22 protein-coding genes are annotated in these 24,434 nt (G+C 59.2%); 16 read left to right on the top strand and 6 right to left on the bottom strand.

All coding sequences use genetic code 11. The features are described 5' to 3' along the window. Nucleotides 1-200: 200 nt before the first annotated feature. The 6 genes from SH664x_RS07030 to SH664x_RS07005 form a co-directional block, all read right to left on the bottom strand. Nucleotides 201-1,199 (bottom strand): DUF1559 family PulG-like putative transporter, encoded by a 999-nt coding sequence (locus SH664x_RS07030; protein ID WP_437206222.1) that lies wholly within the window; start codon nt 1,197-1,199, stop codon nt 201-203. Nucleotides 1,200-1,883: 684 nt separating this feature from the next. Beyond that, a complete protein-coding gene (locus SH664x_RS07025) occupies nt 1,884-3,131 on the bottom strand; it encodes an NADH-quinone oxidoreductase subunit D (RefSeq protein WP_437206220.1) in 1,248 nt (415 codons plus the stop codon). A 56-nt stretch (nt 3,132-3,187) separates the two neighbouring features. Then, entirely contained in the window at nt 3,188-3,721 is a 534-nt protein-coding gene (locus SH664x_RS07020; protein WP_437206219.1) for an NADH-quinone oxidoreductase subunit C, read from the bottom strand. Nucleotides 3,722-3,797: 76 nt separating this feature from the next. Then, nucleotides 3,798-4,370, bottom strand: coding sequence for an NADH-quinone oxidoreductase subunit A (locus SH664x_RS07015; RefSeq protein ID WP_437206217.1), 573 nt, complete (start codon nt 4,368-4,370; stop codon nt 3,798-3,800). 63 nt (nt 4,371-4,433) lie between these two features. After that, on the bottom strand, nt 4,434-4,982 hold the full coding sequence (locus SH664x_RS07010) for a 4Fe-4S binding protein (RefSeq protein ID WP_437206215.1): 549 nt from the start codon (nt 4,980-4,982) through the stop codon (nt 4,434-4,436). 195 nt (nt 4,983-5,177) lie between these two features. Continuing rightward, nucleotides 5,178-6,056, bottom strand: a complete 879-nt coding sequence (locus tag SH664x_RS07005) for an Fpg/Nei family DNA glycosylase (RefSeq protein ID WP_437206213.1) — start codon at nt 6,054-6,056, stop codon at nt 5,178-5,180. 468 nt (nt 6,057-6,524) lie between these two features. Between SH664x_RS07005 and SH664x_RS07000 the strand changes: the two genes are divergently transcribed. The 16 genes from SH664x_RS07000 (at nt 6,525) to SH664x_RS06925 (ending at nt 24,393) form a co-directional block, all read left to right on the top strand. Continuing rightward, complete coding sequence (locus tag SH664x_RS07000; RefSeq protein WP_437206211.1) at nt 6,525-6,899, top strand: NADH-quinone oxidoreductase subunit A; 375 nt, start codon at nt 6,525-6,527, stop codon at nt 6,897-6,899. After that, nucleotides 6,890-7,501, top strand: a complete 612-nt coding sequence (locus tag SH664x_RS06995; RefSeq protein WP_437206209.1) for an NADH-quinone oxidoreductase subunit B — start codon at nt 6,890-6,892, stop codon at nt 7,499-7,501. Before SH664x_RS07000 ends, SH664x_RS06995 begins: the two co-directional genes overlap by 10 nt. 88 nt (nt 7,502-7,589) lie before the next feature. After that, nucleotides 7,590-8,081, top strand: a complete 492-nt coding sequence (locus tag SH664x_RS06990; protein WP_437206207.1) for an NADH-quinone oxidoreductase subunit C — start codon at nt 7,590-7,592, stop codon at nt 8,079-8,081. A 100-nt stretch (nt 8,082-8,181) separates the two neighbouring features. After that, nucleotides 8,182-9,402: an NADH-quinone oxidoreductase subunit D gene (locus tag SH664x_RS06985; RefSeq protein WP_437206205.1), complete on the top strand. Its 1,221-nt coding sequence runs from the start codon at nt 8,182-8,184 to the stop codon at nt 9,400-9,402. A 170-nt stretch (nt 9,403-9,572) separates the two neighbouring features. After that, nucleotides 9,573-10,046 (top strand): NADH-quinone oxidoreductase subunit NuoE family protein, encoded by a 474-nt coding sequence (locus SH664x_RS06980; protein ID WP_437206203.1) that lies wholly within the window; start codon nt 9,573-9,575, stop codon nt 10,044-10,046. A 37-nt stretch (nt 10,047-10,083) separates the two neighbouring features. Further along, a complete protein-coding gene (locus SH664x_RS06975) occupies nt 10,084-10,911 on the top strand; it encodes a hypothetical protein (RefSeq protein ID WP_437206202.1) in 828 nt (275 codons plus the stop codon). Between the two features lie 84 nt (nt 10,912-10,995). Beyond that, nucleotides 10,996-12,336: an NADH-quinone oxidoreductase subunit NuoF gene (nuoF, locus tag SH664x_RS06970; RefSeq protein ID WP_437206200.1), complete on the top strand. Its 1,341-nt coding sequence runs from the start codon at nt 10,996-10,998 to the stop codon at nt 12,334-12,336. Nucleotides 12,337-12,465: 129 nt separating this feature from the next. Beyond that, complete coding sequence (locus SH664x_RS06965; protein WP_437206199.1) at nt 12,466-14,136, top strand: molybdopterin-dependent oxidoreductase; 1,671 nt, start codon at nt 12,466-12,468, stop codon at nt 14,134-14,136. 48 nt (nt 14,137-14,184) lie between these two features. Then, nucleotides 14,185-15,381, top strand: coding sequence for an NADH-quinone oxidoreductase subunit NuoH (nuoH, locus tag SH664x_RS06960; protein WP_437206197.1), 1,197 nt, complete (start codon nt 14,185-14,187; stop codon nt 15,379-15,381). A gap of 142 nt (nt 15,382-15,523) precedes the next feature. Beyond that, nucleotides 15,524-16,201, top strand: coding sequence for a NuoI/complex I 23 kDa subunit family protein (locus SH664x_RS06955; RefSeq protein WP_437206196.1), 678 nt, complete (start codon nt 15,524-15,526; stop codon nt 16,199-16,201). Continuing rightward, on the top strand, nt 16,198-16,911 hold the full coding sequence (locus tag SH664x_RS06950; RefSeq protein ID WP_437206194.1) for an NADH-quinone oxidoreductase subunit J family protein: 714 nt from the start codon (nt 16,198-16,200) through the stop codon (nt 16,909-16,911). The genes SH664x_RS06955 and SH664x_RS06950 overlap by 4 nt, the downstream gene beginning before the upstream one ends. Then, nucleotides 16,908-17,447, top strand: coding sequence for an NADH-quinone oxidoreductase subunit NuoK (gene nuoK / locus SH664x_RS06945; RefSeq protein ID WP_437206193.1), 540 nt, complete (start codon nt 16,908-16,910; stop codon nt 17,445-17,447). Before SH664x_RS06950 ends, nuoK begins: the two co-directional genes overlap by 4 nt. Nucleotides 17,448-17,566: 119 nt before the next feature. Then, complete coding sequence (nuoL, locus tag SH664x_RS06940) at nt 17,567-19,531, top strand: NADH-quinone oxidoreductase subunit L (RefSeq protein WP_437206191.1); 1,965 nt, start codon at nt 17,567-17,569, stop codon at nt 19,529-19,531. Nucleotides 19,532-19,608: 77 nt separating this feature from the next. Beyond that, complete coding sequence (locus tag SH664x_RS06935; protein WP_437206190.1) at nt 19,609-21,318, top strand: complex I subunit 4 family protein; 1,710 nt, start codon at nt 19,609-19,611, stop codon at nt 21,316-21,318. Further along, entirely contained in the window at nt 21,311-22,801 is a 1,491-nt protein-coding gene (locus tag SH664x_RS06930) for an NADH-quinone oxidoreductase subunit N (RefSeq protein ID WP_437206188.1), read from the top strand. Before SH664x_RS06935 ends, SH664x_RS06930 begins: the two co-directional genes overlap by 8 nt. A gap of 218 nt (nt 22,802-23,019) precedes the next feature. Further along, nucleotides 23,020-24,393 carry a Gfo/Idh/MocA family protein gene (locus SH664x_RS06925; RefSeq protein ID WP_437206187.1) on the top strand — a complete coding sequence of 458 codons (1,374 nt, stop codon included), beginning with the start codon at nt 23,020-23,022 and terminating at the stop codon, nt 24,391-24,393. Nucleotides 24,394-24,434 lie beyond the last annotated feature (41 nt).

Here is a 24,434-nt window from a genome sequence, read left to right as displayed (position 1 = left end):
GCAGACATCGACGCCGGTCTGAGCGGCGCTGAAAAGGAGTTTTGAGGGGAACCAAGTCTGGAAGGCAGAACGGGGGATCAACTCGGCGGGAATCCAATGACCAGGAAAATGCTGGACCGAGGCGATGCGGCAGTGCATTGTCCCGGTCCTTGCATCAGCAGTTTCTGAGCGTCTCAAACCTCTTTTTCATGTCTGCGTTCTCAAAATTCACCGATCATCTGACCGTCATCCCGAGCCAGCAAGCGCTCGAAGGCACTGTTCAGGGTGTTGAACGGTGAGTGGTTGATGTTTTCGGACATAAACCGAACGCTGCCATCTGCCAGACTGATAAAAATTCCTCCTTCGTGATTGCTGGAGAATCCGACCCCGCAGCTGATGAGGAAGTTCGAAGTTGTCTGGCGTCGTCCCTCCGGAGCATTGATCACCGTGGCTCCGCGTCCGGTGACGGCCAGAGGCTGGGAGGAGTGATACGTATCCATGTTGGTGGTACTACGAGTGACGAAGGCATTTGCGGCTGCGCATTCAACCCGCCCCATCCAGTACGCCCGTTCGCTCAGCATGATGGTGTTGGACGTCCCATCGGTGATGTCCCGCACCCCGACACTGCTGCGATGTGCGAAGATTCCGGTGAAGCGATCTGTGTCGTCTCCCGTTGTGGGCTGTGCTGCGTCGGTCCGAATAAACGCACCCACGTTTCCGACATAGTTCGACACGAGAGTCCCGTGGCTCACTCCCGCGGTGTCGGTCACGGTGTTGAAAGTGTGTTCCATAATCAGGGGACCGACGTCTGACGGACATCGATACCCCTGAACAGGTGACTTGAACAGTTCGGGGGACGCCGCCAGAGCGACAGAGGGCTGTCGGGCGCCGACCTGCATGCCGTTGTACATACCGGCCTGGTCCATCATGGGCAGAATGAACGCCCCCCAGGCCCAGACAGGAGAAGGACAACTGCCATTGGCACACCCGATTCCTCCTGTGACATGATTGATGCTGCCAGGGGGAAAGACCTGAAATTGATCGTGATAGTTATGGAGAGCGATGCCAATCTGTTTGAAGTTATTGCGACACTGGGTTCTGCGGGCGGCTTCGCGCGCCTGCTGAACTGCGGGGAGCAGCAGTGCAATCAGCACCGCAATAATCGCGATCACGACTAACAATTCGATCAGCGTGAATCCGGAACGATGCCGACGATGCATGTGCGTCTCCTGAACTACTACGATACGAAAAGGAATCCGACAAAATCGCGAGAACAGAAAGTGGCCTTCAGCGCGAGAGTTGCCCGTAGACCTTTTGGCCCCCAAGAGATGCGTTCGTCGACCCGGTTTTGTTGTGTCGTCCCTCAACGACACTTCGGACCTGAAATCGACGAACTTCCCGGCATTCATCACGTCAAGGCATGCTTAACCCTGGATGTGTTGTACTGCAAATCGCCGCCTATTCATTCCGAATATGCGTAAATGCATTGGGTCGTTTTGTCAGCAAACCGCACGGCACTCACCCTGGAAGACAGGGAGTCGAACCTTCCCGGCACCATTTGCGGCATCGCAGCCGGAGCGCAATCCAGCCAATCGAAACGAAATTCCCAGCTGAGCGCAGGTCGCTCTTTCCTGTCTCGTCGCAGCGAGCGGTTCGTGTGATGAAATGCTGATTTCCGCGTGGCGAGGACGGGGCAATCCGAAGTCAAAATGCTTGAGTGCCGGAGGCTCGTCGCCATCGACGACATCTGACCCCGACATCAGACGGGGAGATGGAGAATCGCTGCAGAGCCAAACGCGAACGACCTCAGACGTGCACCGAGGTGAATGAACGGGCGATTTTCCCCGCAGCCAGATCGAGAGACGGAGGCCCGCTGATGCTGCAGGTCAGTGTCGATCTTACTCTTAGCGGTCGATCTCACCCATCACGATATCCAGCGAACCGACAATGGCGGGAATGTCGGCAATCAACACCCCTTCGCAGAGCGGCCCCGTGATCGACAGGTTACAGAAGCAGGAGCTTTTCGCCCGTGCCCGCAGCGGTTCTGCCTGACCGTCGCCCACGATGTAAAACCCCATCTGCCCGCGCGGACACTCGGTTTCCAGATAGGCCTCATCAACCGGCAACTTGGTCGCCATCTTGTAAGCGACTCGATGTGCACCGGCCGCGGTGGGGTATTTGGCCAGCCCTTGCCGCACCAGTTTGATCGATTCCACCACTTCGATCATCCTGACAAAGAACCGGCACCAGTTGTCACCCAGGACCACTTCCGGTGGAATCGGCCCCAGGCCACCAAACGGAGCGACCGGAATCTTGAAGTCGTAACCGGCATACATCCGCGTGTAGATGGCTTCGCCATCCCGCCGCAGGTCGAAATCAACCCCGCTGCCGCGAAGCACCGGTCCGGTGCAGCCGTAGTCGATTGCCATCTCCGCCGGGAGCACGCCGATGCCCGCGGTCCGCTTAATGAAAATCGAGTTTCGGGTCAGCAGCGCGTGGTATTCGGCAATCCGCTTTTCGAGCCAGTTCAGGAAGTGCAGAACCGCATCCGACCAGGACATCACCGTTCCCGGCGGATGCCCGGTGAGTGCGGCGAGTCCTTCCGGGATTTCAATCTGCTTCGGGAGATCGTGTGTGGCCCCGCCGAGTGTGATGTAGCTATAGGTCAGCCGTGCGCCGCAGACTTCTTCAAACAGATCGAGAATAATTTCCCGTTCACGAAAGGCATACAAAAACGGACTGAAGCTGCCAAGGTCCAACCCATAGGCTCCCATGCCGACGAGGTGGCTGGCGATGCGGTTGAGTTCCGAGATGATCAGCCGCACCACCATCGCTTTCTCGGGAACTTCGATGGCGAGCAGCTTCTCGAAGGCGAGCGCCATACCGAGATTCATGTTCATGGCTGCGAGGTAATCCATCCGGTCCGAGTAGGGAATCCACTGGGGCCCGGTCAGGTTCTCGCCGATTTTCTCCGCACAGCGATGCAGGTAACCGATGTGCGGGACGACTTCATGCACGATTTCGCCATCGGTCCGCAGCAGCAGCCGCAGCACTCCGTGCGTGCTGGGATGCTGTGGCCCCATGTTCACGAGCATCTCGTCCGTGCGGACGTCGAACTCGATCACGCGTTGGTCTTCAAGCTGAGTCGTCATAGGAAGAGATGGAGTCGAGGTGATGAAGCGGAAGAATGTTGACCGCCGGGAATATGCTACTTGCCGCGCATGCCATGATACTCAAGCGGGAATTCGTAGTCCTTGCGGAGCGGGTGGCCCACCCAGTCATCCACGCACAGAATACGGACCAGATTCGGGTGATTCAGAAAGCGGATGCCCACCAGGTCGAAGGCTTCCCGCTCATGCCAGTCGGCGATGGCCCACACTCCCGAAACCGAGGGGATTTCGGGAAGTTGACCCGGTTGGTCATTGAGCCAGCGGGGGAGAAGCGCCTTCATCGTCAGTCGGTGTTTCAGCGACAGACTGTAGAGGTGATAAACCACTTCCAGATGCGGCTGGTATGGAAATTTGGGAGCCAGTTTGGGATCGGTTTCGAGATAATCGACCCCCGTCAGATCGCAGAGCGAATCGAACCGCAGTCGCGGGTCGTGCTTCAGAAAGGTCGCCACCTCGGCGACGGAGGCCGGGGCGACTTCAATCCAGGGATCTTTGGCTTCTGTTTTGATTCCGGTAATGACCTGTTCGCCGAACTTCTCCAGCAGCACGGAGCAGATTTCCTGAATCGTCATTGATCGTCTCAGTGTAGAAGCTTTGTAGAAGCTGTCAGGTTCTTGCGAGGACTGCCGCCGCAAGTCAGTTGTCGGTTCACGAGACCAGTTCGCGCGGCGGAGTCTGCTCCGCCAGGACCGGCACCCGCGTCCGCAGACGGGCTTCTCGCGATTTTTCGACCAGAGCCCGCACCCAGTCCAGATCTCCGCGTTTCCAGACATAAGCGAAGCCGACCAGCAAGACACCAAAAAAGACCAGGATGTCGGCCAGTCCCAGCCAGGCCATCGACAGTCCATTGGCTGCCGAGATTGCGGTTTCGGTCGTCGTCGTCCCAGGAGTGAGGTTGAGCAGTTTGTCGGTCAGGTTGTTGCGGGCCACTTCGGAGAGCCGTTCATCGGCGAGTTGAGTTGCTCCGCCGAAAACAGTGCTCCACGGGAAGAAGAACGCCACTTCCACATCGAAAATGATGAACAGCAGCGCCACCACGTAAAACCGGATGTCGAACTGAATGTAACTCGAGCCGATCGCTGGCTCGCCGCATTCATACGGAGCCAGTTTTTCCGCAGTCGGCAACTTGGGACGGACCAGCCAGCCCAGGACCAGCGGGGCGATCACCAGCACCGCTCCGGCAATCGTGAACAGCAGCAGGTGCAATGCGAGGTCTGTCATGGAACCGCCGTCATCCTTGGAAGAATCAATTCACCGCTGGGGGAAATCATCAGTGCGGACTGGTTACTGGGGCTGCGGGTACTCGAAGGGACTCGGTTCTCCCTTCACCCAGACCGGCTGGTAGAGAACCTTTGATTCCGCCACGGCAGTCGGATTCAGCGTCGACTGCCCCCAGGCGATTTGCAGCGGCAGCTTGGCGTAGTCGACGATGCAGCCATCGCGACTGTAACAGCTGAGGTCGTGATTGGACCCCATGAAAATGCAGTCGACCGGACACGGGTCGACACACAGTGCGCAGAACATGCACTTGGTGTAGTCGATCGTAAAGCCATCGATCCGGAACCCCTTGCCGACGGGGCTCTTCACCTTGTCGATATAGATACAGTCGACCGGACAGGCGACCGCACATTTCTCGCAGCCGATGCAGGTCGTGAGATCGAAGCGGTGAAAGCCACGGTACCGGGCTTTGACCGGAACCGGCCGCTCCGGATACTCGTAGATTTCGGTAAACGCCTTGCGATGGTACGTCTTCCCCATCGTCAATAACGTGATCCACATTCCGTGGAGCACCGTGGAAACGGCACCGAAGACATTCCGAAACCATGTGCTCATAACGTCACACGTGCCCGAGTAAGGTGCTGTGAAAGGTTTCGCAGTCGTCTGCCTCCGGGGACCCGACGGTCACGTCCGGACGCCGCCACATTGTAAAACGTTGATCCGTCCTCGCAACTCCGCAGCCTGCTGAGGCTTGGTTTCCCGCAGACGGGAAGGAAACTGACCGGCAATCGGCGTCTGAGTTTGGTGATGCTACTCCCAATCTTCAATGCGTCGCGGCCAGTCCTCCTTCAGTAGCCGTGACAGAGAGCGGTCCGCCAGCACTTTTCCATCGTTCTGCCAACTGGCACAATAGTTTGTCTCGTTCTCTGCGTAGACGATGCGCTGAATCAGCGAGCCACATACCGGACAGGGCTCGCCAAACTTCCCATGCACCGCCATTTGAGGATGAAAGGCCGTCACTTTTAGCGGAAAGCCGGTCCCCGTTTCCTTCTTGAGCCGGTCGATTCCCTCGACCAGGACCGTGCGGACCGCCTCGTGCAGACGGGCAATTTCCTCGGTCGACAGCTCCTGCGTCTGCCGAACGGGGGAAATCCGTGCCCGATGCAGGATTTCATCTGAATAGGCGTTCCCGATGCCGCTGAAAAGCAGGGGATTCGTCAATTGCCGTTTGACGGTCCGATTTGTCGTGGTCAAAGCTTGCGTAAATTCCTCAAGCCCGCAGGTGAGAACGTCAATCCCACCGGGATCGTGCGACAGCAGCCCCGAGTTGGTGACGACATGCAGCGAAGCCCGTTTCCGAGATCCCGCCTCCGTCAGCGTGAGAGTCCCCGTACCGAATTCAAACCTGGCAATCCCCTGACGGGAGGCCCCTACCCCAGCGGGCTGCCACTGCAGTCGACCGGCGATCATCAAATGAATGACCAACCAGAGACCGTTCTCGAGCCCGATCGCGATCCGTTTACCGAGCCGCCGCAACTCGACGACATTTTGCCCGAAGGTGCCTTCAAGCGGGGGATCGAACGTCCGCAGAACAAACGGGCTCGCAATTCTCACTTTTAGTAATTGTGTTGCGACGACTCGGGGAGCGAGTGCCTCCATGTAAGCGGTGATTTCGGGCAACTCGGGCATTGGCTCGCAACGGCTCGGTGACCAGCGACAGAGGAACGAAGAGAAGTCTAACCGGAATCACCAGTCGACTGACACTGAATCGCAACAACGTGCGTCGGCAGGTCACGGCTGCGGGAGGAGCCCCGGTGTCCCACAGCAGGGGTCGACGGACGGATGGCAGTGAGACGACACAGGGGGGGCGGGGAACTCAAGACTCCGACGCAACTCATTTAAGCATTTACTGATATCTTATTTAAGACAGTGAGTGGGATTTTTTCCCACCTGTGAGGATTGCTTGTGAGGGGCGCCCCCCTTCCCTAGAATCCGCGACGGTGATCCGCCCGGGGACGCCTGGCAGAATTTTCACGACATCCCCGTATCGGAAGCACGGATGACTCGCCGAATATCTGTCTTTCAGACGGAATCGCCGACCATCCTGGCAGCGTTCCCGATTCCAAGATTTACTACATCGCAGGTCAAACGGACTGTATGCCCTCTCTCCCGCCTCTGCTGGTGTATGCGGTTGTCCTGGTGGGATTTGTCGCAACAAATCTCATTCTGACACACCTCATCGGGCCGCGCAAGAGAACCCCTATCAAGGACATGCCCTACGAGTCCGGGGTCGATCCGATCGGCGATGCCCGCCATCCGTTTGACATCAAGTTCTACCTGGTTGCCATTTTGTTTCTCGTCTTTGACGTGGAACTTCTGTTTCTCTACCCGTGGTCGGTCAGCGCATACGACGCCGCAGGAATCGATCCAGCCCTGCGTACGACTGTGTTCGGCGTAATGCTGGTCTTCATGGCGACGCTGGCGATTGCTTTTGTGTACGCCTGGCGTAAAGGGGTGTTCCGTTGGCGTTAGGACTGCCGGAAAATGTGTTTTTGACCCAGCTGGACGCCGCTGCCAACTGGGCCCGTTCCAACAGCCTGTGGCCGATGCCCTTCGCCACTGCCTGCTGCGGGATTGAATTGATGGCCACCGCCGCTTCGCGTCACGACATCGCCCGTTTCGGAGCGGAAGTGATGCGGTTCAGCCCCCGGCAATGCGATCTGCTGATCGTGGCCGGTCGCGTGGTCATGAAAATGCTCCCCGTGCTGCAGCGGATCTGGCTGCAGATGCCGGAGCCGAAGTGGTGCATCTCCATGGGAGCCTGTGCCTGTACCGGCGGGGTGTTCGACACCTATGCCGTGGTGCAGGGGGTGGACCGGTTCATTCCGGTCGACATGTACGTTCCCGGCTGTCCTCCGCGGCCGGAACAGTTGCTCGCCGCGGTGATCGAAACACAGCAGCGGATCAAGAAAACTGGAACGTTCCTGGCGAATGAGTTTGCCAGCCGCACCGTCCCGACGGGTCCACCGACCTACGATATCGAGGAAATCCGCCGGGCTCGCGAAGCCCCGCGGGTGACAGGCCTCGAAATCTACACTCCTCCGCAGTTCGGCGGGGGTGGTCACAAGTCTTGACCCGGCTGGCGGCGGTTCCTCAAGAGGGATCGCAGCCAACCCCGCAGGTTCGTGGGGCAGTTCCTTTCTTCAGACTCGGAATGTTGGAATGGTTGAGCTGAGTGCACTTCAGGCGAAATTTGGCGATGGTCTCAGCGAAAGTACGTTTCGCGACAATCGCCGCATCGTTGTGCCGGCAGCACAGCTGTATCCCATTCTGGAATGCCTGAAGGTCGACTACGGGTTTGACCTGCTGGCCGAAATCACAGCGGTCGATTACCTCGAATACGGCGACGCCGCCGACCGCTTCGGCGTGATCTACGTGCTGGTCAATACGGCGGTCAACGAACGGCTGATCATCAAGACCTTCTTGAATCTCCCCGAGCCGCAGCTTCCCAGCGTCTATCCGCTGTGGAAAGGGGCCGACTGGCTGGAGCGAGAAGTCTTCGACATGTTCGGCATCCGCTTTGAAGGACATCCGGACCTGCGTCGGATTCTGATGCCCGATGAATTTACCGCCTTCCCGTTGCGGAAGGATTACCCCCTGAAGGGCCGCGGTGAGCGGCACAACTTCCCGGTGATTACACGTGCCGAAAGTTAGGGGCACGTGAGACCGAAGCGGCCGCCCGGACGAGTTTGGACTCCGCGGCCAGCCTGAACTGTGCAACAAGACACCGCGTATCCGGACCTGATTTCCAGCCATGCCCCTGACACAGCTCGATACCACGCCGCCCGAAGTTCCTGAAAAGGAATATTCCTGGACCCTGAACTTCGGGCCCCAGCATCCGGCGACTCACACCACTCTGCGGCTGGTGCTGACACTCGATGGCGAAACTGTGATCGATGCAGTGCCGCACATCGGCTATCTGCACAGCGGCTTCGAAAAGCTCGGCGAACATCTGGACTTCAACCAGTATGTGACCATCGTCGACCGCATGAACTACATCTCACCGCTGGCCAACGAAATCGCCTGGCATCATGCGGTCGAGAAGCTGCTGGGAATCGAACTGACACCGCGCTGCAAGTACCTCCGCACAATTCTCGCGGAGCTGATGCGGATGCACGACCACCTGCTGAACGTCGGGGCCACCGGTCTCGACCTGGGGGCCTTCACCGCCTTCCTGTATGCCTTCCAGCAGCGGGAAAACATCTACGACATCGTCGAATACGCCTCGGGTCAGCGCTTCCACAGCAGCTACACCCGCGTCGGTGGCGTGCTCTTCGACGTCACTCTCGACTGGGTCGAGAAAGTGAAGAAGTTCACCCGCGAATTCCTGGGCGTGCATGCCGAAATCCACAAGCTGCTGACCCGCAACCGCATCTTCATCGACCGCCTGAAGGGGATCGGCGTGCTGACGAAAGAAGATGCAAACAACATGAGCGTCACCGGACCGCTCGCCCGTGCCAGTGGAGTCGTCCGCGACCTCCGCAAAGACCAGCCGTACCTGGCCTATCCCGATCTCGATTTCAAAGTGGTCTGCTCGACAGCCGGTGACTGCTACGCCCGGTATCTCGTCCGCATGGAAGAGATGCTTGAGAGCGTGAAGCTGATCAATCAGGCGATTGACAACATTCCCTCCGGACCGGTGAACGTGCAGTCCGACACCGACGTGGTGCTGCCGGCCAAACCGGCTGTGTACCGCAGCATCGAAGGGTTGATTCAGCACTTCGAAGTGCTGATGCCCAACCGAGGCTTCGAGGTTCCACACGAAGAAATTTACGCGGTGACAGAATCCCCAGCCGGGGAACTCGGATTTTACATCGTGGGTGACGGCACGACGCGAGCCTACCGGGCCCGTTGCCGTCCGCCGTCATTCATCCACTTTGCCACGTTCCCGCACATGATCCGGGGACATCAGCTCAGCGATGTGGTGGCTGTGCTGGGAAGTTTGAACGTGATTGCCGCGGAACTGGACCGCTGAGGTCCTGAACGAACGGCAGGTTCCGCGAGCGTCAGCGGGTCGGGAAGAGTCGGCAGCCAGCCGAATGCCCGACCCGGCAGCAGATCAGAACAGATATCGGAACGGGAGCCCGGCTCCTGTTCAGCAGGCAGTTTACCCCCGGACAGCTCGGGGTCTTGGATCAGGACGACATGCCAGTCTTAAGCGAAGAAATCCGAAACGAGATTCGGGCCGAATTCCCGAAGTATCCGAACAAACGCGCTGTGACGCTCCCCGCGTTGCATATCGTGCATCACGCGCACCACAGCGTCTCCATGGCTGCCATGGAAGAGATTGCGGAACTTCTTGAACTCTCGCCGGCCGAAGTCTACGACACCATGTCGTTCTACGGTTTCTTCCGGGATGAGAAACACCCCTACGGGGAAAAGCGGGTTTGGGTCTGTCGCAGTATTTCGTGTGCCCTGCGGGGTGGCGAAGAACTACTGCGGGGCGTGTGCGAAAAGCTGAATGTGACTCCCGGCGGCACGACCGCCGACGGGAAGGTGACACTGGAGTTTGCCGAATGCCTGGGTGCCTGCGAAGGGGCTCCCTGCATTCTGGTGAACGATGAATGTCATATGGATATGACCGAGAAAGCGGTGCTTGACATCGTCAAGAAGCCGTAAGTGAAGTTCCTCAGTTCGTCACTGATGGATGTTGTTAATGACAATTCTCCCCCAGCACTCGCCGACCGACGACAACAACTCAATGTTGTTTCGGAAAATCGACTTAATTGTTGAGCGCGTGAAACGACATGCAATCGAACCTGAATTTTCACGTGAGGTGGCAAGGAGAGAAAAAAAGCCGGATTACGATCTGCCAGACGATCGCGTCCTGAAACGAATGATCGAGCTGATTGCATTCAGTGAGGGGGCTCAATCTAAACTTGTTGCCGAAATGCTTGAAAGAGGTGACCTGGACCGTGCATTAATGAGCTATTCGCCGAACAAGATTGCGAAGCTGAACCCAGAAATCGTTATTAGAGATCATTGGCCCCGACTGAGTTCCATTCGTTTCAAGAAGAAGATTACGCGGATGGTTGAGTGCGGAGGAAAGCTGGAACAAATTGCATCCAAGCACGGATCTTTGATGGGCTACCTGATGGCGAAAAAGCTTCCAAACCAAATCACTAACCTAGAAGAGATTGATGCCTTTTGGGCCGCCTTTGATGAAGTTCAACGCGAATTCAAAGCGGTGAAAATGCCATCGTTTCAAAATGTCACTACATTGTGCCATCTTCTGTCAGACTTCGGATTTGATTGTGCAAAACCCGACAGCGTTGTGATGGGAGTAGCCGTCAAGCTTGGCATCGTGCCGGATCTGAAAAAACACTCTGATGACAATTTACGAGAAGTTGTACAGACGATGCAAAAATATTCGATTTCTCGTAATCAGCGTACACCTGTTATCGATCTTTATTTCTTGATCGATGGAGGTCAGACTGAAGCAAAGAACAAATTTGTAATGCCATCCTATTATACCGCGAGTTGATTCCCGTGCTTTTACAATGAATTCGGTATGGGACTGAAGTGCCCTCTGATTCCTCGTCCCTGACCCCTCATTCTGGATTGTCCCGTGCCCGCGTTTGAACCCGTTCTGCTCGCCAGAGTCAACAAGCCGAACTCCGCCTCGCTCGAAACTTATCGTGCCGACGGCGGCTACGAGGCGCTCCGCAAAGCGCTCGGCATGGCTCCGGCCGATGTCACCGAGATGGTGAAAAGCTCCGGCCTGCGGGGACGGGGGGGAGCCGGCTTTCCCACCGGTCTGAAATGGACCTTCCTTCCCAAAGACCACAAGGGGCCGATCTATCTCGCGGTGAACGCCGACGAAAGCGAACCGGGCACGTTCAACAACCGCATCCTGATGGAACTTGATCCCCACCAGATTCTGGAAGGGATCGCGATCTGCTGCCACGCCATCCGCTCGAACACCGCCTATCTCTACATCCGTTATGAATACGGCAAGAGCTATCGCGTGCTCGATCAGGCGATCAAAGAGTGCTACGCCGCCGGGCTGCTGGGGAAGAACATCCTCGGAAGCGGTTTCGATCTCGATGTCCACCTGCACCGGGGTGCCGCGGCTTACATCTGCGGCGAGGAAACCGGCCTCATCGAAAGCCTCGAAGGGAAGCGGGCCTGGCCCCGCATCAAGCCCCCGTTTCCCGCGATTGAAGGGCTGTTTCGCAAGCCGACGATCGTCAACAACATTGAAACACTCTGCTGTGTCACGCAGATTCTGGCCAAAGGAAGTGACTGGTTCCGTTCGATCGGAGTCCAGCCCGATCCCAACAACCCGCGCGACATCGGCAGCCTCGGGCCGAAGTTGTACTGCATCAGCGGCCATGTGAACAAACCGGGCTGCGTCGAACTTCCGATGGGAGTGACCGCCCGCGAACTGATTGACGAACATGCCGGCGGAGTCTGGAAGGGACGCAAAGCCAAAGCCGTCGTCCCCGGAGGGATCAGCATGGGCTTCCTCTCCGGAGACGAGCTGGACACCCCGCTCGACTTCAATGGCCCGGGCAAAGCAGGCTGTCTGGGACTCGGAACCGCCGCCGTCGTGGTGGTGGATGACGAGACCAGCATGGTCGACGTGCTGTACAACTGCTGCCGGTTCTTCTCACACGAATCCTGCGGCCAGTGCACCCCCTGCCGCGAAGGGACTTCCTGGATGACCCGTATTCTGGAGCGTATCCGCTCCGGTCACGGGAAGCTCGAAGACCTCGACCTGCTGGCCGAAGTGGGTGGCTCGATGGGAATTATCCCGGGAACCACGATTTGCGGTCTCTCCGACGGTGCCGCCTGGCCCGTCAAGAACTGCATGGCCAAATTCCGCGGCGAGTTTGAAGAGTACATCCGCAGCGGCCGGCGCACGATCACCCCGGCACAGGAACTGATGGCCGCCGCTGCACACTGACCGAAGACTTCGACCACAGGAAAGCCCAGCGAGCCGAAAGGTTTGTAACCCCAAGCCAGCCGACAACATTGCCACGGAGTGATGCGGACCGGCTCCTGAATTTTCCAATACCGTCCAAGACGACTGCACATGCCCACAGCGTATATCAACAATCAGCCCATCGAACTCGATCCTAACGAGCGCCTGAACTGCATTCAGGCCGCCCAGAAGATCGGCTTCGAAATCCCGGCCTACTGCTATCACCCGGAACTGACCGTGGTGGCCAGCTGCCGCATGTGTCTGGTCGAAGTCGGCGATATGAAGCCGGACGGCACGGTGGCGATGCAGCCCAAGCTCGTTCCCGGCTGCCAGACACCGGTCAAGGAAGGGACCGTGGTCGTCGCCGACAGCCCGAAAGTGCGGGCGGCCCAGAAGGCCACTCTTGAATATCTGCTGCTGAACCATCCGCTGGACTGCCCGACCTGCGACCAGGCGGGTGAGTGCTACCTGCAGGACTACAGCTTCCGCTACGGACGTGGCTACAGTCGTCTGCAGGAACCCAAAAACCAGAAGCCGGACAAAGACTACATCGGTGACCAGATTACGCTGTTCACCGACCGGTGCATCATGTGCAGCCGCTGCGTCCGCTTCACCCGCGAAGTGAGCGGCAGTGCCGAGCTGCAGATCATCAACCGCGGCACACATGCCGAAATCGACATTTTCCCCGGTCATCCGGTGAACAACAAACTCGCCGGCAACGTCGTCGACCTCTGTCCGGTCGGTGCCTTGTGCAGTAAAGACTTCCTCTACAAGCAGCGCGTGTGGTGGCTGAAGTCCTCCGACAGCGTCTGCCCGAACTGCAGCACCGGCTGCAGCATTCATGTCGATCAGAATGAAGATCACGTGTATCGCCTGCGGCCTCGGGTCAATCCCCAGGCACAGGGAAGCTTCATGTGCGATGAAGGTCGATTTGGCTTCAAGTACATTCAGGACGAAAACCGCCTCCGCTCACCCGAATGGCGGGACGCCGACCGTGTCATCACCGGCGACTGGGAAGCCGCGTTCGGTTCGATCCGCAAGCTGATCTCGGAAGTCAGCAAGCGGGCTCCGCATCGTCTGGCAGCGGTGATTTCTCCGTGGGCCACCGTGGAAGAGGCATGGCTCCTCTGCGAATACTTCACCCGCATCGCTCCGGGCTGCCAGCTGGCAGTCGGCCCGGTGCGAGTCGAAGGCGAAGACGACAAATACCCGAAGAATGTGCACGGGGAGCCGATCGAGCCGACCCGCTTTACGATTCGGGCAGAGAAGTGCCCCAATCGCCGCGGCGTCGAACTGGTGATTCAGCACTTCACCAAGAAGCCGGCCACGTTTGCCGACATTTTGACTCAGGCGGCCGGAGACCAGCTGAGCCTGATCTATTGCCTCGGCGGTGACCCGGGCAACTGGATCACCGAAGCTCAGGCAGCCAGCCTCGGCAAGGCCAAGCTCGTCGTACAGGATCTCCTGCCGTCCCCAGCGACTGCAGTGGCCACATGGGTCCTTCCCGGCGGAGCGTTCGCCGAGAAAGACGGCACCTTCGTCAACTACAAGGGACTCGCCCAGCACATTCATCGGGCGGTCCGGGGCCCGGGCGATTCCCGACCGGATGGCCGCATTCTGTGGGAATTGACGGAGCGCACCGGCCTGTATCGAGCCGCCTCGCTGCGGAAGGAAATTGCCGAAGCGATTCCGTCGCTGGCCGTCCTCAACGAAACCAAAGCGGAGACCGGTGTCTTCGTGGAACTCCAGACCGCCGTCGGTGCCGGTTCCACCAAAGGTTGAAATCATGCGGTCCGCACGGACCGATCCATGCGATAAGCAGCAAGTCACATGCAAGAACTGATTACGACACTCCTGACAATCGCGGTCGCCATGGGTGGCATTCTGACCGCGTGTATGTACCTCATCCTGCTGGAGCGAAAGCTCTCCGCCTGGATGCAGGACCGGATCGGTCCCAACCGGGTCGGTCCCGCCGGGCTCTTGCAGCCGGTGGCGGACGGGATGAAGTTCCTGTTGAAAGAAGACGTCACACCGGCGCATGTCGACAGAATCCTGTTCGTCATTGCTCCGACAATCACTGCCTTTACCGCATTTCTGGCGTTTGCCGTGATACCGTTTGGGCCGGTTGAGGAAGCCCCGTCGTGGCTGCGGTTTGTCATTGCACCGAACATCGATATCGGCCTGGTTTATATTTTCGCTCTCGGCAGTCTTTCCGTGTACGGGGTGATCCTCGGAGGCTGGGCTTCCAACAACAAATACAGTGCACTCGGTTCGATGCGGGCCAGTGCTCAGGTCATCAGTTACGAGATTCCCCTGGGGATGTCGATTGTCGGGGTTGCGATTCTGGCAGGCAGCATGAATCTGGAAACCCTGCAGGCGCAGCAGGTGGCCGGAGGCTTCTCCAGCTGGTTCATCTGGTCGCAGCCGCTCGCCGGTCTGATTTTCTTCACCAGTGCCCTCGCCGAGTCCAACCGTCTCCCCTTCGACCTGTCGGAGTGTGAGCAGGAGTTGATCGGTGGATTCCATACCGAATACAGCTCGATGAAGTTCGCCCTGTTCTTCCTGGGCGAGTACACACACGTGATTACGGTCAGCTTCCTGACTGCCATCCTGTTCTTCGGCGGCTGGCACTTCCCGTGGATTGCGGATGCCAACAGTACTTACGCCTTTGCCTGGCTGGTGAAGATCGGTGTCCTGCTGACCAAAGTCGGCATGATCATCGTCCTGATCATGCTCCTTCGCTGGACGATTCCAAGATTCCGCTTTGACCAGCTGATGGGGCTTGCTTGGAAGGTGCTTATTCCGCTGTCGATGGTTAACATCCTGGCCGTCATGGTGGTCAAGCAGTTCGGCTGGAATGAATGGTGGCTGCTGCCGTTCTCCTGCCTGCTGCTGGCCCTGGCGGGCGTGATCAGTGTGAATGCCAAGCGTGCCGAGATCAGTGCCCGCGGCCGACACGAAACTGCTCAGCCGCTCCGCGGTCACGTAGCCGAACACGAAAGCCACGCCCGGACACTCGCTCACTGAGTGAGTGCGGACGCTCGCAGAGAGAACATCCCACGAGAGGACACGAACAACGGACAGACAGCAACCTGAGATTCTGCCAGTCGCAGCACTGGAAACTCTCAGTTCCCCGCCTGTCACGATTCCATAGTGCTGAGTGAAATTCATGCCCATCTCGCCTGAACAAGTCACCTGGATTGATGAACCCGAACTCGGGTTCTGGGAAGCGACCTTCATCCCCGCGATCATCGAGGGATTGAAGACGACTGTCCGCCACGTGACGCATTACAAACCGGTCACGCAGTCGTACCCGGAAATCAAACCGGAACTGCCGCAACACTACCGTGGTGTGCATCGCCTGAACCGCGATGAGCAGGGCCGCGTGAAATGCGTCGCCTGCATGCTCTGCGCCACCGCCTGCCCGGCCGACTGCATCTCGATTGAAGCTCAGGCCGCTCCGCCGGAATGGCCCGACCGGGACAAGTTCCCCAAAACATTCGTCCTGGATGAACTCCGGTGCATCTACTGCGGCATGTGCGAAGAAGCCTGCCCCGTCGATGCCATCGAGTTGACGCATATCTACGACCTGACCGGGACGACCCGTGCCGAGATGGTCTTCAACCGCGAAAAACTGCTTTCGGTCTTTGACCAGACCAAAGACGACCCGATGGATCCGGTCCGCACCCGTCGTGGCAAGCTGGGACCGGCGGCTGCCTTCAACAGCCTCCCTCCGCTGGGACCGGCCACGTCGGTCGAACCGCAGGACCGTGCTGCCCAGGCAGCTTCCTCCGGAGTGATTGCTCCTCCTTCCACCTCCACCGCAGAGGAGGAACACCGCTCATGAGCTGGATTCAGAATCACCTGTTGTTGTTCAGTTCGCTCGTCGCCCTGGCGGCGGGAATCTGGTGGATGCTCCCGTCCCGGGCTCAGCGTCCGAATCTTGTCGGTCTCCTGCTGTCGCTGGCCGGGCTGATCGCCCTATCGATGACCTTCCATAAGCCGGAGGCGGCTGTCGTATCGCATTCCCTGTTCTGGCTGTTTGGCGGCGGTGCAGTCCTGTGCAGCATCCTCATGATCTGCAGCCGCAAGCCGGTCTATGGCGCACTGTGGTTCGCACTGGCGACTCTGTCGACCTGCGGTCTGTTCCTGTTGCAGTCAGCTCCATTTCTGGCAGCGACAACCATCATTGTGTATGCCGGAGCGATCATCGTCACCTTCCTGTTCGTGATGATGCTGGCCCAGCAGAGTGGAGTTTCGATTTACGACCAGCGGACGCGGCAACCACTGCTGGCGACCGCAACCGCGTTCGTTCTGCTGGGGGCTCTGCTGACCACGCTGCACGACTGGGCCAAGCCGGCGGCAAACGCCCCGGTCCCGGCCGCCAACGTGTTCAGCCGTCAGTCGGCCGATCAACCGCTCGGAACGATGCACGGTTTAGGCCGTTCGCTGTTTGGTGATTATCTGTTTGCCGTCGAACTGGGTGGAACCGTGCTGCTGATTGCGTGCATCGGTGCAATTGCGATCGCCCCGCGGAAGAGACAAGGGACGTTATGACCGGCGAGTATGAACCTTATCTGGCAGTCGGAGCCGCGCTCTTCGTCATCGGAGCGATCGGATTCCTCACTCGCCGCAACCTGATCATGATTATCCTGTCAGCCGAATTGATGCTGCACGGGGTCTCGTTGACGCTGGTGACCTTCGGATCGATGCACCATACCCTCGAAGGTCAGGTGTTCACGATCTTTGTCCTGACGATTGCTGCCTGCGAGGCCGGTCTGGCCCTGGCACTGATCCTCGCCCTGTACCAGAAGTCCAACTCTCTGGACATCAACCTGTGGACGGCACTCCGCGAGCCGGATCTGCCACCTCCGGTTGATCCGGGAGATGCCGACAAGATTCCGCAGCCTGTGGAAAACTGGCCGAAGCTGTACCCCTCGGGTGCCGCTCCAGTCTTCGATATGAAAACCGGAATGCCGGTCCCCCCTCCGCCGTTGGAAGGACATTCCCCTTCCCCACGCATACCCTTGGAGCGGGATCTGGTTTCGACTCCCACTCAACAGACCCCGTCGACCGAGTCGCCGAAGGTTTAAAGTCCAGCGCCTGTCGACCCGTCAACGCCGTCCGTCGTTCACGTCCTCAGGCTCCCTAGAACTTCCCGGCGAGGCCTTTGCCAAGCCGATCGCCAGATTTAGATCGAACGTCTGACATTATGTCCGATTCCACAAAAGAACTGATCCTCTGGTTGATCCCGGGCGCTCCGCTCGTTTCCGCGGTGCTGACGGGACTGCTCGGGCCGAAGCTCCTGAAAGAACGCAGCCATGTGTTCTGCTGGACAGCCCTGGCTGTGGCGTTCGTCTGTTCGGTCATCACGCTGGTTTCCTCGGTCCCATCACTCTTCTCGGCCAAAGACACCTTCATCGCGACCGGTTACGAGTTCTTCAAAGTCGGAGGACTGAACGTCCGCATCGATCTGGCTGCCGACGCCGTGACCGCACTGATGCTGGTCATGGTGACAGGGGTCAGTTTTCTGGTGTCGGTCTTTGCCAGTGGTTACATGCACGGCGATCGCGGCTACGCCCGGTTCTTCGCAGCCGTGTCGATGTTCGTCTTCTCGATGTGCTTCCTCGTCCTGTCGAGCAACTTCGTGATGTTGTTCGCCGGCTGGGAACTGGTCGGTCTGTGCAGCTACCTGCTGATCGGCTTCTGGTTCCAGAAACCGAGTGCCGCCGCCGCCGCGAAGAAAGCCTTCGTCGTCAACCGCGTGGGTGACTTTGGATTTCTGCTGGGGATCTTGCTGATCTGGACCACTTTCGGCTCCGTGAACTTTCTCGATGTTCTCGGCAACCCGCAGCGGATTGCCGAAATTGCCGCTGCCAACCCCTGCCTGATTACCACAATCTGTCTGCTCCTCTTCCTGGGAGCGATGGGAAAATCGGCTCAGTTCCCGCTGCAGGTCTGGTTGCCTGACGCGATGGAAGGTCCGACCCCTGTTTCCGCGTTGATCCACGCTGCCACGATGGTCACCGCCGGGGTCTACATGGTGACCCGGTGTACGCCGCTGTTCGTCCACTCCCCCACCGCACAGGTGATCGTGGCCAGCGTCGGTGCCATCACCGCCCTGATTGCCGCGCTGACAGCTCTGACGCAGAACGACCTCAAGCGCGTACTGGCCTATTCGACGGTCAGCCAGCTCGGTTTCATGTTCATGGCCCTCGGAGCCGGTGTCGGCGGAATGGAAGCAGCCACCTTCGCGGTGACCGCCGGGATGTTCCACCTGTACACCCACGCGTTCTTCAAGGCGTTGCTGTTCCTAGCAGCGGGAAGCGTGATGCACTCCATGGGTGACATCATTGACATGCGTCGTTTCAGCGGTCTCCGGAAGGTGCTCCCGATTACCCACTGGACGTTCCTGTGCGGAGCCGCAGCTCTGGCAGGGGTCCCGCTGCTCGCCGGTTTCTGGAGTAAGGACGACATCCTGGCTGTCCTCTCCGCAGCGACTCACCACGAAGACTATGGAACGTATTACAAGATCATTTTCGGTGTGGCGGCCTTCTCAGCTCTGCTGACAGCCTTCTACACGTTCCGCGCCTACTTCATGACCTTCTGGGGCGAAGAGAAGATTCCGGAAGAAGCGGGCCATCACCCGCACGATGCGCCCCCGGCGATGGCCATTCCCCTCCGGATTCTGGCCCTGTTCGCACTGTTTGCCGGTCTCGTGCTGGGACCGACTCACCTCTTCCTGAACTATCTCGGCCATACTCAGGGACTGGTGGAAGTTCACCCGCACGGACTGCACCTCTCACTGATGCTGATCAGCGCCCTGATCGCGGGAGCCGGGATTGCCGGAGCGTGGTACTTCTACGTCGCAGCTCCGGCCCTGCCCGGGCAGATCGCCAAGGCCATCAAACCGCTGTACCTGCTGTCACTGAATAAGTTTTACCTCGACGAAATCCTCTGGGCGATCGTCGTGGCTCCGCTGCGGGCGGTGGCCTGGCTGGCCACCCTGTTCGACAAAGGTGTCATCGACAACATCGTCGACGGCGTGGGGCATCTTCCCCGTCTGGTGAGTGCCATCCCGCGCCGGCTGCAGAACGGACTGATTCCCTCGTATTCGATGGTGATGTGGACCGGCGTGGTACTTGGTGTCCTGCTGATGCTCGGAAAGTTCTGGTAACAGGTTCCCTGATCACAGGTGGCCCTGGTGGGCCGAACTCCTCAGAATTCATCCTCGTAATTTTCAGTTGACCGCGAATGATCACACTGTTGTATTTCTGCCTGGCATGTCCGATCGCTGCCGCGGTGCTGCTGATGCTGTTTCGCAACTCGCTGAGCGGTTCGCGAACAGCCCGCTGGATTGCCCTGGGGGGGAGCCTGATCACCCTCACGGCGGCCGTGGCGCTGGTGCATGAATACCGCTCCGCGCCGCAAACCCCCTCGAACGGCTCCCCCGTGCAGCCCAAGGTGGAACAGCGCGTCGCCTGGTTTACTCCGCAGACGTCGACCGGTGGAGTTCCGGTCCGCCTGGAAATGCATTTTGGTCTCGACGGTATCAGCGTGGCGATGATCGCGCTGACCGCTCTGCTGACGGTCTCCTCCATTCTGATCTCGTGGGAATCGATCACTGATCGGGAGGCGGACTTTTATACCGCTCTCATGATTCTGGAAACCGGACTCGTGGGGGTCTTCTGTGCCTTTGACGTGGTCATGTTCTACGTCTTTTTCGAGCTGACGCTGATTCCGCTGTTCTTCCTCATCGCTCTGTGGGGGGGACCGCAGAAGCGGTATGCAGCGATCAAGTTCTTCCTGTACACCCTCGCCGGGAGCCTGGTCACCCTGCTCGGACTGGTGTCGCTGGTCCTGATCACTTCGTCGGCGGGTCTGGCGACCCCCTGCTCGATCCCGGATCTGGCGAACTGGCTGCAGGCACATCCGCTCTCGTCTTCGCAGCAGCTGGTGCTGTTCTTCATGCTGTCCGCCGGGTTCCTCATCAAGGTTCCGGTCTTTCCCTTCCATACATGGTTGCCGCTGGCCCACGTGGAAGCTCCGACGGCCGGTTCGGTGCTGCTGGCGGGCGTGCTGCTGAAGCTGGGAAGCTTCGGTTTCCTGCGAATCTGCCTGCCGATGCTGCCGGAGGCCTGTTTCAATATGGGTCTGCCGCTGATCGGCCTGCTGTCGGTGATCGGGATCATTTACGGTTCGCTGTGCGCTCTGGCCCAGCGCGACATCAAGAAACTCGTGGCCTACAGTAGTGTGGCTCACCTGGGCTTCTGCATGCTGGGCCTGTTCGCACTGAATGTGGAAGGACTGACCGGAGGCGTCCTGCAGATGATCAACCACGGTCTCTCGACCGGGGCCTTGTTCCTTCTCGTCGGGATGGTCTACGACCGTTACCACACCCGGCAGATGGACGATCTGGGCGGTCTCGCTTCGCGGTTGCCGCTCATCGCCTGCAGCATGGTCTTCATCTCCATGGCCAGCATCGGCCTGCCGGGGCTCAACGGCTTTGTCGGCGAATTCCTGTCGCTGGCCGGCATGTTCAAGCAGCATATTCTGTACACGGTGCTCGGCTCCCTGGGCGTGGTGCTGGGTGCCTGGTACCTGCTGACAATGGTGCAGTTCGCCTTCTTCGGAAAGCTGAAAGAACCAGCCCACGGTGAACACCACATCGAAGACATGAACCTGCGGGAATTCTCCTCGCTGATTCCGCTGGCGGTCCTCTGTCTGGCTCTGGGAGTCTATCCCGCGCCGCTGATCGAGCTGATTGAGCCCGACGTCGCCGCCGTCGCCAAACTGTACGACAAAACCGCACCCCAAGTTGCGGAGCAGACCGAGTCGGAACAATCGTCTGTTCCGACAGCTGACCGGCAGGTGACAAGCCTGCACACCCTCGACACGCCAAGCCATCCCTCGGAGCGGGTTGCCCTGCACGCTCAACTCGCCAGGACAGTTGCACATGATTGATCTGATCAATCAGGCCCCGGGCCTGATCATTCCTGAAATCGTTCTGCTGCTGACGGTCTGCGTCATGTTTTTGACCGGCCCGTTTCTGACAGACGGCACCGCCGAGAACAGCGTCGGCCTCCGCCATCGCTGGGGGACACTGGCGCTGTTGTCACTGGGAATTGCACTGTTCACCTGGTATCCGACCACCGCGGCCGAGCCGGGTGTGGGGCCATTCCGCGTCGACCAGCTGACCTGGTTTATTCGCGGCGTCTCACTGGTCAGCGGCGTCGTGCTGGCGCTGATGATCTGGAACCAGATCGACGATGTGCACTCCGCCGAAGCTCACGCCTGCCTGTTGGCAATCGTGGCGGGCGTCAATTTCGTCGCGCTCGCCAATGACCTGGTCACCTTGTTCCTCGGATTGGAACTCGTGAGTATTCCGACGTATGTCCTGCTTTACCTTCCGCAGCGTGACCGTGCGATGCGGGAAGCCACCGTCAAATACTTCCTGCTCAGCATCTTTTCCTCCGCCTTTGTCCTGTTCGGAATGGCGTGGCTGTTCGGCGTCGCCGGGACCACCAACCTGACCGCCATCGCGACAGCCGCCTCGGACAAGGCCTTTGCATCCGACTCACTCCCAATTCGGGTGGCCCTGGCCTGCCTGATCGCAGGACTTGGCTTCCGCATCACCGCGGTGCCGTTTCACTTCTATGCTCCGGACGTTTTCCAGGGTGTGACATCGTCGGCTGCGGGGATGTTGTCATTCGTCCCGAAGGTCGTCGGCTTCGCAGCGCTCCTGCGGATCATCCCGATCGCCGACGGTGCGTTCCACCTCAGCGAATGGATTCCGACGACTCCCGTGCGCGGCGTGTTGACGGTGCTGGCACTCGTCACCATGTTCGGCGGCAACCTGATGGCACTGCGACAGCGGAATCTGCATCGGCTGATGGCGTACTCCAGCGTGGCCCACGCCGGTTACATGCTCGTCGGCCTGTCCATCGGCAGTGGCAGTGGATTCAGCGGCGTCAGTGCAATGCTGTTCTATCTGGTCTCGTATGGCCTGATGACGGTCGGTGTGTTCGCGTTGCTGGCAGCGGCCGGCAGCCTGTCGAAGCCGGTGCAGAGCGATAGCGAACTCGCAGGACTGGGTCGAACCCAGCCGCTGATCGGACTGCTGCTGGCGGTCTGCCTGTTCAGTCTGATGGGGCTTCCCCCGACGGTGGGGATGCTCGGTAAGCTGAATCTGTTCTTCGCGGCCTGGTCTGAAGGAAGTGAACTCGGACGTGTGCTGGCGATCTGCCTGGCAGTCAATGCCGCCATCGCAGCCTTCTACTACCTGCGGCTGGTCGCGGTGATGTATCTGGATCCGCCGCAGTCGAGCGAAGTGCAGCCGCTGAATGTCCCGGCCAAGATCGCAGGGGGCGTTTGTGCGATCGCAACCATCGTGCTGTTCGTTTCGCCGCAGTGGCTGTGGGATGCGGCAGTCACTGTGCTGAAGTAACCGGCACGCCTTCCAAAACGAAGTCACACAAGACCGTCGGCAGCCAATTGCCGGCGGTTTTTTGTTGCGCTCGCGGCGCTGCTGACAGCCAACCGAATGATGCGATACAGCCGGCGCGAACGCTGATTCTATATAATTAAATTTGCTTTCACGGTCCCTGCGGACATACACTGAAGTTGATGGAAACGACCCGCACCCCAGACGAAGGGCTCTCGTCCATGCAGCACAGATCGTTTTCCCGGCGCAGTTTCATTCGCACGATGCTGGCAGCCGGAACGGCGCCCCTCTTCATCCGCACGCCGCTGTCGGGAGCTGCCGCCCCGAGCAACCGCATTCAGGTTGCGTTTCTCGGCACCGGCAATCAGGGAATGAATCTGCTGGGGCGGTTTCTCAAGGCGGACCTGGGGCAGGTCGTGGGGGTATGCGACGTCAACCGGGGAAGTCTTGGCTACCGCATGGACGATCAGTTCTGCGGTGTTGAGCCAGCCAAAGCAGCGGTCGATGCCGCCGCCGCCGAGAGCAAGAAATCCGGGGTCGCTGCGGGCAGCAGCTGTCGAGCCCACCACGACTTTCGAGAGGTCCTGGCCCGGGATGACGTGGATGCCGTCTTTATTGTGGCGCCGGATCACTGGCATGAGATCATGACCATTCGCGCGGCCCGCGCGGGCAAAGACATCTACTGCGAAAAACCGATGTCGCTCACCGTCGCCGGAGGTCGCGAAATGGTGAACGAAGTCCGCAAGCACAATCGCGTCCTTCAGACCGGTTCGCATGAACGTTCGAGCCCCCGCAGTCGGTTCATCTGCGAGGCGGCCCGTAACGGAGCGATCGGCAAGATTCATCGGGTGCTGACAACGATCGGCAAGAACAACAAGGTCGGTCCCGGTCCAGGCTGGCAACCCGAGCCCGTTCCCGAAGGCTTTGATTACGACATGTGGCTCGGCCCGGCACCAGTGGTTCCGTATCACCATGACCGTTGCCTGTACCGGTTCCGTTTCAACTACGACTATTCCGGCGCACAGATGGCCAACTTTGGTGCCCATTCCAATGACATGGCGCACTGGGGACTGGGGATCGATCACGGTTCCGATCTGCAGATCGAATGCCGCAAGGCCGAGTTCCTGCCCGCAGGCAGTCTGTTCAACACCGCCACCGTTTCGGACCTGCGGATCGTCTATGCGAACGGCGTCGAGCTGATCTGTGCCACCGACCCCACGGTGTCGGTGCAGGTCCGCTTCGAGGGTGAAGATGGCTGGCTGCAGACTGGTTACAAAGGGACGACCGCGTCGCGACCGGAACTTCTGGAAGGACTTCCCCCAGCCAGCGAAAACGACAAGGCCAACATTTACCACATGCAGAACTTCATCGACTGCGTGAAGTCCCGTCAGGACCCGGTTGCTCCGGTGGAAGTGGGTCACGCGTCGGCCACGCTCTGCCATATCGGGAATGTCGCGATCCGCCGCTTTCCCGAGACGGGACCGGGAACGGTCTACGAGTGGAACAACTCCCGAGAGCAATTCACCAACCAGGAGTCGGCCAACACGATGCTCTCCCGTCCGCGCCGCACTCCGTGGGATAACCTGCAGGCCTGAATGCTCCGCACGCGTTCCTCTCCTCACGCAATGCAGGCGTC

It is taken from the genome of Planctomicrobium aquicomposti, from assembly GCF_051466325.1.
Classification (GTDB): domain Bacteria; phylum Planctomycetota; class Planctomycetia; order Planctomycetales; family Planctomycetaceae; genus Planctomicrobium.
This window is presented reverse-complemented; position numbering and strand designations above follow the sequence as displayed.

Coding starts and splice junctions, on each gene's coding strand:
- SH664x_RS07030 (WP_437206222.1), bottom strand. CDS start 1,199: ATGCATCGTCGGCATCGTTCCGGATTCACGCTGATCGAATTGTTAGTC.
- SH664x_RS07025 (WP_437206220.1), bottom strand. CDS start 3,131: ATGACGACTCAGCTTGAAGACCAACGCGTGATCGAGTTCGACGTCCGC.
- SH664x_RS07020 (WP_437206219.1), bottom strand. CDS start 3,721: ATGACGATTCAGGAAATCTGCTCCGTGCTGCTGGAGAAGTTCGGCGAA.
- SH664x_RS07015 (WP_437206217.1), bottom strand. CDS start 4,370: ATGACAGACCTCGCATTGCACCTGCTGCTGTTCACGATTGCCGGAGCG.
- SH664x_RS07010 (WP_437206215.1), bottom strand. CDS start 4,982: ATGAGCACATGGTTTCGGAATGTCTTCGGTGCCGTTTCCACGGTGCTC.
- SH664x_RS07005 (WP_437206213.1), bottom strand. CDS start 6,056: ATGCCCGAGTTGCCCGAAATCACCGCTTACATGGAGGCACTCGCTCCC.
- SH664x_RS07000 (WP_437206211.1), top strand. CDS start 6,525: ATGCCCTCTCTCCCGCCTCTGCTGGTGTATGCGGTTGTCCTGGTGGGA.
- SH664x_RS06990 (WP_437206207.1), top strand. CDS start 7,590: ATGGTTGAGCTGAGTGCACTTCAGGCGAAATTTGGCGATGGTCTCAGC.
- SH664x_RS06985 (WP_437206205.1), top strand. CDS start 8,182: ATGCCCCTGACACAGCTCGATACCACGCCGCCCGAAGTTCCTGAAAAG.
- SH664x_RS06980 (WP_437206203.1), top strand. CDS start 9,573: ATGCCAGTCTTAAGCGAAGAAATCCGAAACGAGATTCGGGCCGAATTC.
- SH664x_RS06975 (WP_437206202.1), top strand. CDS start 10,084: ATGACAATTCTCCCCCAGCACTCGCCGACCGACGACAACAACTCAATG.
- SH664x_RS06965 (WP_437206199.1), top strand. CDS start 12,466: ATGCCCACAGCGTATATCAACAATCAGCCCATCGAACTCGATCCTAAC.
- nuoH (WP_437206197.1), top strand. CDS start 14,185: ATGCAAGAACTGATTACGACACTCCTGACAATCGCGGTCGCCATGGGT.
- SH664x_RS06955 (WP_437206196.1), top strand. CDS start 15,524: ATGCCCATCTCGCCTGAACAAGTCACCTGGATTGATGAACCCGAACTC.
- SH664x_RS06950 (WP_437206194.1), top strand. CDS start 16,198: ATGAGCTGGATTCAGAATCACCTGTTGTTGTTCAGTTCGCTCGTCGCC.
- nuoK (WP_437206193.1), top strand. CDS start 16,908: ATGACCGGCGAGTATGAACCTTATCTGGCAGTCGGAGCCGCGCTCTTC.
- nuoL (WP_437206191.1), top strand. CDS start 17,567: ATGTCCGATTCCACAAAAGAACTGATCCTCTGGTTGATCCCGGGCGCT.
- SH664x_RS06935 (WP_437206190.1), top strand. CDS start 19,609: ATGATCACACTGTTGTATTTCTGCCTGGCATGTCCGATCGCTGCCGCG.
- SH664x_RS06930 (WP_437206188.1), top strand. CDS start 21,311: ATGATTGATCTGATCAATCAGGCCCCGGGCCTGATCATTCCTGAAATC.
- SH664x_RS06925 (WP_437206187.1), top strand. CDS start 23,020: ATGCAGCACAGATCGTTTTCCCGGCGCAGTTTCATTCGCACGATGCTG.